General features: G+C 43.4%; 11 protein-coding genes. 5 read left to right on the top strand and 6 right to left on the bottom strand.

The window, feature by feature from the left end; all coding sequences use genetic code 11:
• Positions 1–47: 47 nt before the first annotated feature.
• Positions 48–2,678 carry a type I DNA topoisomerase gene (gene topA, locus R7Q38_RS10560; RefSeq protein WP_005378351.1) on the bottom strand — a complete coding sequence of 877 codons (2,631 nt, stop codon included), beginning with the start codon at positions 2,676–2,678 and terminating at the stop codon, positions 48–50.
• Positions 2,679–3,112: 434 nt separating this feature from the next.
• On the opposite strand from topA, the gene R7Q38_RS10555 reads away from it, so the two are divergent.
• Complete coding sequence (locus R7Q38_RS10555; RefSeq protein WP_005387884.1) at positions 3,113–3,361, top strand: YciN family protein; 249 nt, start codon at positions 3,113–3,115, stop codon at positions 3,359–3,361.
• A 63-nt stretch (positions 3,362–3,424) separates the two neighbouring features.
• On the opposite strand, the gene aroA is transcribed toward R7Q38_RS10555, so the two are convergent.
• Positions 3,425–4,705: a 3-phosphoshikimate 1-carboxyvinyltransferase gene (gene aroA, locus R7Q38_RS10550; RefSeq protein WP_005387883.1), complete on the bottom strand. Its 1,281-nt coding sequence runs from the start codon at positions 4,703–4,705 to the stop codon at positions 3,425–3,427.
• 290 nt (positions 4,706–4,995) lie between these two features.
• Positions 4,996–5,472 carry a glycine zipper 2TM domain-containing protein gene (locus R7Q38_RS10545; protein WP_005378348.1) on the bottom strand — a complete coding sequence of 159 codons (477 nt, stop codon included), beginning with the start codon at positions 5,470–5,472 and terminating at the stop codon, positions 4,996–4,998.
• A 39-nt stretch (positions 5,473–5,511) separates the two neighbouring features.
• Between R7Q38_RS10545 and aat the strand changes: the two genes are divergently transcribed.
• From aat to infA, 3 genes are all read left to right on the top strand, one after another.
• Positions 5,512–6,219 (top strand): leucyl/phenylalanyl-tRNA--protein transferase, encoded by a 708-nt coding sequence (gene aat / locus R7Q38_RS10540; RefSeq protein ID WP_005387881.1) that lies wholly within the window; start codon positions 5,512–5,514, stop codon positions 6,217–6,219.
• Positions 6,216–6,917 (top strand): arginyltransferase, encoded by a 702-nt coding sequence (locus tag R7Q38_RS10535; RefSeq protein WP_151514645.1) that lies wholly within the window; start codon positions 6,216–6,218, stop codon positions 6,915–6,917. The genes aat and R7Q38_RS10535 overlap by 4 nt, the downstream gene beginning before the upstream one ends.
• 81 nt (positions 6,918–6,998) lie before the next feature.
• Complete coding sequence (infA, locus tag R7Q38_RS10530; protein WP_001040192.1) at positions 6,999–7,217, top strand: translation initiation factor IF-1; 219 nt, start codon at positions 6,999–7,001, stop codon at positions 7,215–7,217.
• 132 nt (positions 7,218–7,349) lie between these two features.
• Here infA and clpA read toward each other — a convergent pair whose 3' ends face one another.
• Complete coding sequence (clpA, locus tag R7Q38_RS10525; RefSeq protein ID WP_151514644.1) at positions 7,350–9,617, bottom strand: ATP-dependent Clp protease ATP-binding subunit ClpA; 2,268 nt, start codon at positions 9,615–9,617, stop codon at positions 7,350–7,352.
• A gap of 50 nt (positions 9,618–9,667) precedes the next feature.
• On the bottom strand, positions 9,668–9,988 hold the full coding sequence (gene clpS / locus R7Q38_RS10520) for an ATP-dependent Clp protease adapter ClpS (RefSeq protein ID WP_005378419.1): 321 nt from the start codon (positions 9,986–9,988) through the stop codon (positions 9,668–9,670).
• 704 nt (positions 9,989–10,692) lie between these two features.
• Here clpS and cspD point away from each other — a divergent pair.
• Positions 10,693–10,911 (top strand): cold shock domain-containing protein CspD, encoded by a 219-nt coding sequence (gene cspD / locus R7Q38_RS10515; RefSeq protein WP_005378407.1) that lies wholly within the window; start codon positions 10,693–10,695, stop codon positions 10,909–10,911.
• Between the two features lie 185 nt (positions 10,912–11,096).
• On the opposite strand, the gene R7Q38_RS10510 is transcribed toward cspD, so the two are convergent.
• Positions 11,097–13,322 carry an NADP-dependent isocitrate dehydrogenase gene (locus R7Q38_RS10510; protein WP_239938484.1) on the bottom strand — a complete coding sequence of 742 codons (2,226 nt, stop codon included), beginning with the start codon at positions 13,320–13,322 and terminating at the stop codon, positions 11,097–11,099.
• Positions 13,323–13,612: the final 290 nt, after the last annotated feature.

Below are 13,612 nucleotides of genomic sequence, written 5' to 3'. Positions count from 1 at the left end.
AAGGCAGCGATATCGCTGCCTTTTTACATTACTTAGATCGTACGTTTTTATGCTTTCGCTTTTTTACGCTTATCAGTGACTTCCCACTTACCGTCAACAAAGAGCGCTGTCCAACCAGATGGTTTGCCATTCTCTTCCGAACGAACGTAGTTCTCTTTTGTTTTGCGACTAAAGCGTACAACTGCAGGACGACCATCAGGATCTTCTTGCGGTGCGGTCGCTAGGTATTTGAACTTCTCAGGTAAACGCTCTTCAAAACGTGCCAGTTCAGCAACCAAAGGAGCACGTGTCTCGCGCGATTTCGGGAAGTTGCTTGCCGCCATAAATAGACCTGAAGCACCATCACGAAGTACGAAATACGCATCTGAGTTTTCACATGGCAACTCGGGGAAATGAACAGGATCTTCTTTCGGGGGCGCGACTTCGCCATTCTTCAAGATCTTTCGAGTGTTCTTGCACGTTTCGCTCGTACAATCCATGTATTTACCAAAGCGACCGTTCTTAAGCACCATATCAGAGCCACATTTGTCACATTCAACAACTGGACCATCGTAGCCTTTTACTTTGAACTCGCCGTATTCAACAAGGTAGCCTTCACAGTTCGGGTTATTACCACAAACATGCATCTTACGCTTGTCATCAATCAGGTATGCGTCCATCGCTGTTTCACAGATCGGACAACGCTTTTTAGCACGAAGAGCTGCGGTTTCAACGTCTTCTTCTAGAACGTTAATAATACCTTCTTCGTCACCCAAGTTGATGGTTGTCTTACAACGCTCTTTTGGTGGTAACGCGTAACCTGAACAGCCTAAGAACACACCTGTCGAAGCAGTACGGATGCCCATTGGACGGCTACACGTCGGACACTCGATATCCGTCATGACGATGTGGTTTAACTTCATACCGCCTTCTGACTCATCCAGCTCCGCTTTTTCAAGATCGCCAGTAAAATCAGCAAAGAAGTTGTCTAACACAGCTTTCCAGTTCACTTCACCTTCAGCGATTTGGTCCAATTTCTGTTCCATACGCGCAGTAAAGTCGTAGTTCATCAAATCGTTAAAGCTGTCATCAAGGCGGTCAGTAACAATTTCACCCATTTTTTCAGCGTAGAAACGGCGCTGATCAACTTTCACGTAGCCACGATCTTGAATCGTAGAAATGATCGATGCGTAAGTCGACGGACGACCAATGCCTCGTTTCTCCAGCTCTTTAACCAGTGCTGCTTCAGTGTAGCGCGCAGGTGGCTTTGTAAAGTGCTGTTTAGGGTCAAGTGACTCTAAGCTTAGCTTATCGCCAAGTTGTACCGCTGGAAGGATTGTATCCTCGTTTTTGCCCATTGGACGCTGTACACGAGTCCAGCCGTCAAATTTAAGGATACGGCCTTTCGCTTTAAGCGTGTATTCTGCCGCTTTTACGCTAATGGTTGTTGAATCGTATTCTGCTGGCGTCATTTGACACGCTACAAACTGATTCCAAATCAAAGCATAAAGTTTGTGCGCATCAGCATCGACACCTTGCAGGTCTTCCGCCTTAACACCCACATTTGAAGGGCGGATCGCTTCGTGCGCTTCCTGTGCTCCTTCTTTGCTACCGTACGTCAATGGTTTCGCTGGTAGGTACTTATCACCAAACTCAGAACCAATAAAGTCACGTACAGCGTCCACAGCCTCGGCACTTAGGTTAGTCGAGTCAGTACGCATATAAGTGATGTAACCGGCCTCATAGAGGCGCTGAGCTAGCATCATGGTCTTTTTCACGCCGTAGCCCAGACGTGTACTTGCTGCCTGTTGAAGCGTAGAGGTGATGTAAGGTGCTGAGGGCTTGCTCTTTGTAGGGCGGTCTTCACGCTTACATACTTCGTAACTTGCATTCTCAAGTACAGACATCGCTGCTTTGGTTTCTGCCTCATTAACTGGCTTAAACGCAGAACCGTCTTTCTGAGCAACAAGCAGTTTAAAGTCCGCTTTGTCTTTCGTTTTCGTATTCGCATGAATGTCCCAGAATTCTTCTGGTACAAACGCGTTAATCTCACGCTCGCGCTCAACTAACAGTTTCACCGCAACAGACTGCACGCGACCAGCAGATAAACCACGAGCCACTTTTTTCCAAAGTAAAGGTGAAACCATAAAACCAACGACACGGTCCATGAAGCGACGTGCTTGTTGGGCATTTACACCATCCATGTTCAGCTCGCCAGGTGTCTGGAAAGCTTGTTGGATCGCGTTTTTCGTAATTTCGTTAAAAACTACACGTTTGTATCGCTCTTCATCGCCACCGATGATCTCACGAAGGTGCCATGCGATTGCTTCTCCTTCGCGGTCCAAATCGGTTGCGAGATAAACGCAATCTGCGTCTTTGGCGAGTTTTTGTAGTTCGTTGACAACTTTTTCTTTGCCTGGAAGGATTTGGTAATTCGCTTCCCAGTCATGATATGGGTTAATCCCCATCTTTTTGATCAACGCTTTGCGGTCTTTCTCTTTTTTAACGCGCGCTTTCTCTTCCGGACTCATCCCTTTAGTTGAGATGGCTGCGGCTTTTTTCTCACCAGTGCTTTGACCGGCCGTAGGCAGATCACGCACATGACCAACACTAGACTTAACAATAAAGTCTTTACCAAGGTACTTATTTATCGTCTTTGCCTTGGCTGGTGACTCCACTATAACGAGTGATTTACCCATAACTGACTCTAACGTCCTTCATAATAATGCGGGTAGAAACCTTGTTTAAAGGCCACCCGCATAATGTTCTATTTCATTGCTTCTTTTTTTACTATTGTGCGAGATGAAAAGAAGATCAACTGCTTTTTTGAAATTCAGATCCGATTGGTTGACAATTCATCGTCTTTATACTTCAAAGAGACAGGGTTCTGAAAGGTATTGAGCGGCATATCTAAACAGGCAAACTTAGCATCCGCTAATCCAATGCAATAAATTTTGTTACCCATCACAAAATAGTTTGGTTCAATGCTCTGCCATCTTCCTCCGCATCATGCTTATACTCTAAAAATTGATCTGTTTAGTCTTACTGAACGATTGACTGAATTAATCATGCAAACCCATTTTAGTTGTAGGTATACTCAGCGTTCTTAACTGAATAGGATGGTAGAAAGAATATGTCTGATAGAACGTTTATCGAAGAGTTCGACCTTCTTTTGATCGCTAACCAAATCATCCAAGAGCACGATGATTACATCGAGGGGATGCGAGCAACAAGCGTAGAAGAAAAAGAAGGTGTTTTAGTTTTTAAAGGTGAATACTTCCTTGATGACAAAGGTTTACCAACTTCAAATACGACTGCAGTATTCAATATGTTCAAATACTTAGCGCATCACCTTTCTAAGGAATTTACGCTGGTTAAATAGTATTGGGAAACAAAAAAGCCAGAGTGTTATTCACTCTGGCTTTCCTGTTTTAGGTCAGAATATTTAGCAACTTAAAGCCTTAAGTTTGTCGAAGTAGTCAGGGAACGTTTTCGACGTACACTTTGGATCGTTAATCGTCACAGGCGTATCACTAAGTGCCACCAGCGAAAAACACATCGCCATTCGATGATCATCGTAAGTATCAATCGCAGCATGCTTTAACTGAGAGACAGGTTTGACGATGATGTAGTCTTCCCCTTCTTCCACTTCCGCACCAACTTTACGTAACTCAGTCGCCATAGCTGACAAACGGTCTGTTTCTTTTACACGCCAGTTATAAACGTTACGAATAGCGGTAGTGCCTTCGGCAAATAACGCTGTTGTCGCGATGGTCATTGCAGCATCAGGGATATGGTTGTAATCCATATCAATGCCTTTTAATTGACCAACACGTGAAATTACGTAGTCATCACCCCATTCAATTTCTGCACCCATTTTTTCAAGCGCATCAGCAAATTGAATATCACCTTGAATGCTGTTTTTACCGATACCCGTGACTTTAACTTCTCCGCCTTTGATGGCTGCCGCCGCCAAGAAGTAAGAAGCAGAAGACGCGTCACCTTCAACCAAGAAATCACCTGGAGCGATGTATTGCTGACCGGCTGGGATCACAAACTCTTGATAGTCGTTGTTGATCACATCGACTCCAAACTGCTTCATGATATGCAGGGTGATATCGATATAAGGCTTAGAAACCAAATCGCCTTCGATGTTGATGCGAATTTCACCTTCAGCCAATGGCGCAGACATTAAGAAAGCGGTCAAGAACTGACTTGAAATGGACCCATCGATAGAAACTGTACCTGCTTTTAGGCCAGTACCAATTATTTTGAGAGGCGGAAAGTTCTCGTTTTCCATGTACTCAACGTTCGCACCAGCATCTTTCAGTGCCGTGACAAGGTGACCAATTGGACGCTCTTTCATACGAGGTTCGCCCGTCAGTACATACTCCCCTTCTCCAAGACAAAGAGCCGCAGCTAATGGTCGCATCGCAGTGCCAGCATTGCCGAGAAATAACTCTACCGGCTCTGAGACAGAAAACGGACGCCCAAGGCCTTCAACGAGACATTCTGTTTTATCTTCGGAAAGTTGGTATTGAACGCCTAGTTTAGTCAGCGCATTCAGCATATGACGGATATCATCACTGTCGAGGAGATTAGTAAGGCGAGTTCTGCCTTTAGCAAGAGCAGCAAGTAAAAGAGCTCGATTAGAAACGCTTTTAGAGCCAGGAAGGTTCACTTCCCCTTGAATTTTATTGATAGGTTGTAACGTTAGGCTTTCCATTAAAAGTTGATAATCCTTTGTGCCCTCAACATACGATTTTTTATGAGGGCTAAACAATTCTTCGTGAATTCAGACTACCCAAAAAAACACGACAAAACCAGAGTAAATCGGCGCTAATTTATGAATATCCTCAAGCAGCCTAAAGATACAGAATTAAAGGCATTGCCAGCGATGTAAATCAGAGCGAAAGAAGCACGGCGAAACAGCAAACTATTTCGACTTTATTTGACGATAAGCCAGCCCGACTGTACATGCCTGATTAGGCTTCGTTAGACTAAAACAACCTAGGGTTAATAAGTGATATCAACCCTGACTCCATCATCAAAATATAAAATACGAACTTCATCCCCTCGACTAAATAACATATTTTTATCAACATCTTGGATGACATTAATTAGCTTATCACCCTTCACTTTGATGAGTAGCTCAACTAACTTATATTCAACCGTGTATTGGTAATTACTTTGGTTTTGAGCAACTGCGGCACCTGCAAGCGCACCCACTGCCGTCGCGACTTCTCTTCCCGTACCGCCACCAAATTGATTACCGACTAAACCACCGATAGTGGCACCAAGTAGTGTCTTCCAACCGTTACTTTTCGATTGAACAACCTCTTGTTGAGTAATATAACGGACAGAGTCAATCTTCCCGTAAACTACTTCATTAACTGGCTTGGCAACATTTCTTTCATAGGCTGCGTTGGCGACAAGTGGTAAAAACAGTATGATCCCAAGCCATACTTTTACGATATTTCTTAACCAGGTCATCATAAACTCCTCTGACTCCAATGTTGGTAACGACTTCTTATGGCTATTTATTTAACTGAACTCGATGAAACGTTCAACTTTCCCTCACCCTATAAAGCACTCAGCGACCCCAATGGTTTGCTGGCTTTTGGTGGTGACTTAAACCCCATGAGAATCCTCAATGGTTACTATCAAGGCATTTTCCCTTGGTATGGTCCTGGTGAACCTATTTTATGGTGGAGCCCTTCTCCGCGCGCTGTGTTTGACCCATTGCAGTTTAAGCCATCTAAAAGTCTCAAAAAATTTCAGCGTAAACATAACTATAAAGTAACACTCAATTTCGCGACAGAAGAAGTGATTAGACTATGTTCTTCAACACGCCCTGCAGAGGAAACATGGCTCAACGAGGAAATGCAAGCTTCCTACATTGAGTTAGCCAAACTTGGTCACTGTCACTCTGTAGAAGTATGGCATGACAACAACCTGATTGGCGGACTATATGGCATCTGCGTGGGCCAACTTTTTTGCGGAGAGTCGATGTTTAGTCTAAAAGATAACGCATCCAAAATTGCATTGTGGTACTTATGCAACCATTTGGCGTCAAAGCAAGGTCAATTAATCGATTGCCAAGTTATGAATTCTCACTTGGCATCACTTGGCGCATTTGAACTTGAGCGTGACGAATTTATGCAAAAACTACTATCTTTAAGAGAAAAGCAAACACTATTTGATGCCTATCAGCCCCAAGTTTTGCAGGATTCAGTATGAGTACGGATATACAACATATTCGAATAGGGTTGACGAATAATCACCCTTGTAGTTATTTGCCTGAACGGCAAGAGCGGGTTGCGGTGGCGCTTGATGAAAGGCTGCATACTGAAGAAAATTACCAGTTGCTCATGGCTAACGGTTTTCGTCGTAGCGGAGATACCATATATAAACCGCATTGCGAGCATTGCACCGCTTGCCAGCCAATTCGAGTCTCGATTCCAGACGTTAGACTATCAAAAAGTCAGAAGAGGCTGCTTAATAAAGCACAGTCTTTACGCTGGGATATGAAACCTGAAATGGATGAGGAATGGTTTGAGCTTTACAGTCGGTACATCTGCAAACGGCATAAAAACGGCACTATGTACCCACCAAAGCGTGATGAGTTTGCTCGATTTGCTCAAACTAGCTGGCTGACAACGTCGTTTTTACACATTTACGATGAATCAGATCAATTGCTCGCCATTGCAGTGACAGATTTGATGCCACAATGCTCGAGTGCTTTTTATACTTTTTTTGACCCTGACTACGAGTTATCTCTTGGCACGTTAGCAGTGCTTTATCAAATTAAATACTGCCAAGAAAACAAACAACAGTGGCTATATTTGGGATATCAGATTGATGAGTGCCCAGCAATGAGCTACAAAACACGCTTTCAACGCCACCAAAGGCTAGTAAATCAGCGTTGGCGAGGGTAGAATACGCCTCAACTTTACATAATTACTATTTAGCGGCAGAATATAGCCCGCTAATATTGCCTAATTTCTAAAGAGGATTAAATGGCTAAAGAAGACGTAATCGAGATGCAAGGCACAGTCCTTGACACTCTACCAAACACTATGTTCCGTGTTGAACTTGAAAACGGTCACGTTGTGACTGCTCACATCTCTGGCAAGATGCGTAAGAACTACATCCGTATCCTAACGGGTGACAAAGTAACTGTAGAGATGACTCCATACGACCTGTCAAAAGGCCGCATCGTCTTCCGCGCTCGTTAATCTCTGATTTTCGGATGCAATAAAAAACGGAGCAAGCTGCTCCGTTTTTTATTGCACAATTTTTTCCGATTTAGTTCAGATAAAAAGCGCACGATCTTCTCGTGCGCTTTTGCGTTTGTTACCGACTAACGATTAATGCATCGCTGTCTCTTTCTCACTTAAGTATTCAAACTCAAGCGTATCGTTGACCAGCGTTACTTTCACTGTACCGCCGTCAACTAAAGATCCAAACAACAGTTCGTTAGCCAAAGGCTTCTTAAGCTGTTCTTGGATAACACGCCCCATTGGGCGAGCCCCCATAGCTTTGTCATAACCTTTATGTGCTAACCAATGGCGAGCGTCTTGCGATACTTCCATTGAAACGCCTCTCGCATCAAGTTGCACTTGCAGTTCAACAATGAACTTATCAACCACTTGATGGATAACGCTTTCATCAAGGCTGTTAAACCAGATGATGTTATCAAGACGGTTACGGAACTCAGGAGTAAACACCTTCTTAATTTCCGTCATTGCATCGTGACTGTTGTCTTGTTGAATCAAACCAATTGATTTCTTCTCGGTTTCCGCCACACCTGCGTTAGTTGTCATAACAAGAATGACATTACGGAAGTCTGCTTTGCGACCATTGTTGTCCGTTAGCGTACCGTTATCCATGACTTGCAACAACAGGTTAAAGATATCAGGGTGCGCTTTTTCAATCTCATCAAGTAATACGACTGAGTGTGGGTGCTTAATAACAGCATCGGTTAGCAAACCACCTTGGTCATAACCGACATAACCAGGAGGCGCACCAATTAAGCGACTTACGGAGTGACGCTCACCATACTCAGACATATCAAAACGAAGTAGTTCGATACCTAGAAGCTTAGATAACTGCACCGTCACCTCTGTTTTACCAACCCCTGTTGGGCCTGCAAACAAGAATGAACCAACAGGTTTGTTGTCTACACCTAAACCTGCACGTGTCAGCTTGATCGCCTCGGACAATGCATCAATCGCATTATCTTGACCAAATACCAACATCTTCATTTTGCTATCTAAGTTTTTCAAAATGTCTTTATCTGAAGAAGAAACCGACTTCTCTGGAATTCGCGCCATTTTGGCAACCATTGATTCGATATCAGCCACTCCGACCGTTTTTTTACGACGGCTTGCAGGAGCAAGACGACTACGCGCACCAGCTTCATCAATGACATCAATGGCCTTATCTGGTAGATGGCGTTCATTAATGTATTTAGCCGACAGTTCTACCGCGGCACGCAGTGCTTTATTGGTATAACGTACTTCATGGTGAGCTTCGTACTTCGGCTTCAAGCCCATCAAGATTTTAGTTGTATCATCCAATGAAGGCTCTACAACGTCTATCTTTTGGAAACGGCGAGACAACGCACGCTCTTTCTCGAAAATGTTGCTGTACTCTTGGTATGTCGTCGAACCAATACAACGCAACTTACCGCTACTTAAAAGAGGCTTAATAAGATTTGCTGCATCGACTTGACCACCAGATGCCGCGCCTGCACCGATGATGGTATGTATTTCATCGATGAACAAAATGGCATCTTCTTCTTTTTCAAGTTGTTTCAAAATCGCCTTGAAGCGCTTTTCAAAATCACCGCGATATTTGGTACCAGCGAGCAAAGAGCCAATATCTAGTGAATAAATCACGCTGTTTTGAATAACCTCAGGGACCTGCCCTTCGACAATTCGCCATGCAAGACCTTCCGCAATGGCTGTTTTACCAACCCCTGCCTCACCCACTAGTAGTGGATTATTCTTGCGGCGTCGACAAAGTACCTGAATAGTGCGCTCTAACTCTTTATCACGTCCAATGAGTGGGTCGATGTTTCCATCTTTAGCGACTTGATTAAGATTCGTCGCAAAGCTTTCTAGGCGTTCTTCAGAATTAGGCTCTTCAACACTTTCTGAGCTAAACGAGTCTGATGATGAATCCTCACCTGCACCTGATGCTTTAGTAATACCATGGGAGATGAAGTTAACAATATCTAATCGGGAGATGTCATTTTTCTTCAGTAAGTAAGCGGCATGCGACTCTTGCTCACTGAAGATAGCAACAAGCACGTTGGCGCCTGTTACTTCATTACGACCAGACGACTGTACATGAAAGACGGCGCGTTGTAGTACACGTTGAAAACTCAAAGTCGGCTGCGTTTCACGCGTCTCATCACTATCTGGGATAAGAGGCGTAGTTTGATCGATGAAAATATCGAGTTCGTTGCGTAAAGCGTCAAGATCCGCCTTACAAGCTAGAAGGGCTTCCTTAGCTGCATCATTTTCCAACAATGCAAGTAGGAGGTGTTCGACAGTCATAAACTCGTGGCGTTTGTCGCGCGCCCGAGCAAATGCACCGTTAAGGCTTGACTCTAGTTCTTTATTTAGCATAAGTACCTCCCGAAAAAACAACTGGGGTTGTTCGAGCAAGTCTTCTTTGTTTACGCTTGCTCCATAGTGCAAAGTAGCGGATGTTCATTTTCCCTTGCGTACATCGTAACTTGCGCTACTTTTGTTTCGGCAATTTCTGCGCTGTATGTGCCGCAGATTGCCTTTCCTTCATAGTGGACCTGAAGCATGATTTGAGTTGCTTTATCAATATCATGTGAGAAAAATCGCTCAAGCACCTCTATGACGAAATCCATAGGTGTATAGTCATCATTATTGAGTACGACATTGTACAGCTTAGGTGGCTGGACTTTCGTACTTTCTCGCTCCAGAAGATCAGAGTCCGGAGTGACCCATTCAAAATTTTTACTCATGGCAATCTAAAGATATCGTATCAAAGGGTTGATGTTTTCGACCTATAAAAACAATCTACCACAAGCGTGCAGCGCGGTGTAGTGAGTTATGGCACCGAATTCGATCTTTGATCGATAAAAGTTGCTACCTAATATAGAGACTAATGCACGTCTTGATACGGCGCAAATAAAAGATGCTTGTCGATAAGTTACACATTTTTTCTTATAAAAGAACTTTCTATTTATTGCTTTCGGGCTATTGCAAACCGCCCCATCATCTTCTATCTGGATCACACTTCCTCATTGAGAATACGGTAATTATCACGAAAACTTCATTTTTTATTCAGTCAGAGGATTCTTCTACCATAAGCAACACGGACAGTATGGCTTTTTCAGTATGAACCACTTCATAGGCAAATTGACTAAACTTCTGCGTATATACGAAAAACTGTTTGCAAATTTGTTAATCTCAAAAGTGATTTGTTTTCAATTATGTTTCTGTTTGTTGCTCACTGCTATTGACTGTCGAAATTCATTGACTACAGTGGAAAGTGTCGATGCATAAATCATCATTTTGAAACCTCTCTTCTTTAAGTGGTTTGATGAATGTGACTTATCATTGATTTGACGTTTGTTGGCATTCGCTGACAATGGTAGTACCAAGTTAAAGGTATAACTTGGTTGCAGTAACAACATCAGTAAAAAATGCATGAGGGATGTAAAGCATGGCTACAGGTACAGTAAAGTGGTTTAACAATGCCAAAGGATTTGGGTTTATTTGTTCAGATGAAGAAGAGGGAGATATCTTTGCCCACTACTCAACTATCCAGATGGACGGTTATCGTACACTGAAAGCAGGCCAACAAGTCTCTTACGAGATTGAAAAAGGTCCCAAAGGCTGTCACGCGAGTAGCGTCGTGCCTCTTGAAGGCCAAGCCAAATAATTAGAGCGCTGTCGAAATATAAAAATATTGCTCTCGAAACGCCACGTTGATGTTTTGAAGAGAAAAATAAACCCGCCAAGATAGCGGGTTTCTTACTATTTAGAGCACGTGTTACAAAAGGAACACTTACAACGCACTTACAGGATAGGAAACACGCCGAAAACGACGTGTTTTTTAACACTAACTTACTTGTTAATGATTGCGTTAAAGGTTTCGCTTGGACGCATCAATTTAGAAACCAATGCATCGTCTAGTAAGTAGTAACCTCCTAGCTCACCTTTCACGCCTTGCGCATTATTTAGCTCAGCAACGATCGTTTCTTCCTGCTCAGACAGCGCTTTTGCAATTGGTGCAAATTCAGCAGCAAGATCCGCATCATCCGTTTGCTCTGAAAGCGCTTTCGCCCAGTAAAGTGCAAGATAGAAGTGGCTTCCACGGTTATCTAGCTCACCCACTTTGCGTGACGGAGATTTGTTGGTGTCTAAAAACTCACCGGTCGCTTTATCTAGTGTATCTGCTAGAACCTGAGCCTTAGGATTGTTTGTCGCTACACTTAAATGCTCTAACGACGCTGCAAGCGCTAGGAACTCGCCCAAAGAATCCCAACGAAGGTGATTCTCTTTTTCTACTTGTTGAACATGCTTAGGAGCAGAACCACCAGCGCCTGTTTCAAATAGACCACCACCATTCATCAATGGAACAATAGATAGCATCTTAGCAGACGTACCTAACTCTAGAATTGGGAACAAGTCTGTTAGGTAGTCACGAAGAACATTACCTGTAACAGAGATAGTATCTAGGCCCGCTTTCATACGCTCTAGTGAGTACTTACAAGCTTCAACAGGAGATAGGATCTTAATCTCTAGACCGTCAGTATCGTGATCTGGTAGGTAGGCGTTTACTTTCTTGATGAGCTCAGCATCGTGCGCACGGTTTTCATCTAGCCAGAATACAGCTGGAACACCTGTTGCACGTGCGCGAGTCACTGCTAGTTTAACCCAATCTTGGATTGGTGCGTCTTTAACCTGACACATACGGAAGATATCACCTTCTTCAACCGCTTGCTCTAACAGTACGTTATCTGAAGCATCAACAACGCGAACAGTACCCGCAGCGTCTAGAATGAATGTCTTGTCGTGAGAACCATACTCTTCAGCTTTCTGAGCCATTAGACCAACGTTAGGTACGCTACCCATAGTGGTTGGATCAAATGCGCCGTGCTCTTTACAGAAATCAATAACCGCTTGGTAAATACCTGCGTAGCTACGATCTGGAATCATCGCTTTGGTGTCTTTTTGTTTACCATCTGGTCCCCACATTTGACCCGAAGAGCGAAGCATTGCTGGCATAGAAGCATCTACAATAATGTCACTTGGTACATGTAAGTTTGTGATACCACGATCAGAGTCAACCATCGCAAGTTCTGGTTGAGTTTGGTAAACCGCTTGAATGGCCGCTTCAATTTCTGCTTTTTGCGCTTCAGGTAGAGACTCAATTTTTGAGTAAACATCACCGATGCCATTGTTTACATCAACGCCTAGCTCTTCAAACAGCTTACCGTACTTATCGAAAACGTCTTTGTAGTAAACTTTTACGGCATGGCCGAAAATGACAGGGTCAGAAACTTTCATCATCGTCGCTTTCATATGAAGAGACAGCAGCACGTCTTGTGCTTTCGCTTCAGCAATCTCTTTCTCGAAAAATTCAACCAACGCCTTCTTCTTCATTACTGAAGTATCAATGACTTCTTTATCTAGTAATGGGAACGCAGACTTAAGCTCTTTAACTGTACCATCATTACCGACAAACTCGATTTTGACATCTGTTGCACCAGAGATAGTTGTAGACTTTTCGCTACCAAAGAAGTCATTGTCTGACATGCTCGCAACATGAGACTTAGATTCTGCTGACCATGCACCCATTGAGTGTGGGTTTTTCTTCGCGTAGTTCTTAACCGAAGTCGGAGCACGACGGTCTGAGTTACCTTCACGAAGTACTGGGTTAACCGCACTACCTTTGATTTTGTCGTAAGCCGCTTTAATCGCTTTCTCTTCGTACGTGCTCGGCTCTTCTGGGTAGTTTGGTAAATCGTAACCTTTCGCCTGAAGCTCTTTAATCGCCGCTTTAAGCTGAGGAACTGAAGCTGAAATGTTAGGTAGCTTGATGATATTTGCTTCTGGAGTTTGAGCTAGTTCACCAAGCTCAGTCAACGCATCGCCAATGCGCTGTTCTTCTTTTAGATGCTCTGGGAAGTTAGCGATAATTCGACCTGCTAGTGAAATATCACGAGTATCTACATTGATGCCAGACGATGCTGTGAATGATTGAATGATTGGTAGTAATGAATAAGTTGCTAGCGCCGGCGCTTCATCAGTGATGGTGTAGATAATTGTAGGTTTTTCTGTAGGCATGAAATTTCCCTATTTTTTAATCAACTTGTTGGCTGATCAACTCAGCGTCTGAGTTGGTTTAATTGACGCATTGCTGCACGTTAGCAGTACATGTCTCCTCACTAACGCCACATGCGGTTCGCACTCTTTGTTGTAGTTTGAAGCTCTAAGCTCTGAATCCATGAGTGCACTGATATAATTAAACAAATAACACGAATTAGTCTATCATTCTGTGCGCGTTTGTTAGTTTTAGGCGCGCAAATCATATCCGATCATGAGAAAACTTAAAACTTTCAAACACAGTTCATTTA

This window comes from Vibrio sp. Vb0598, from assembly GCF_033338935.1.
GTDB classification, from domain to species: domain Bacteria; phylum Pseudomonadota; class Gammaproteobacteria; order Enterobacterales; family Vibrionaceae; genus Vibrio; species Vibrio alginolyticus.
Note: the sequence above shows the minus strand (reverse complement) of the source record. Positions and strands in the feature narration are given on the sequence as shown.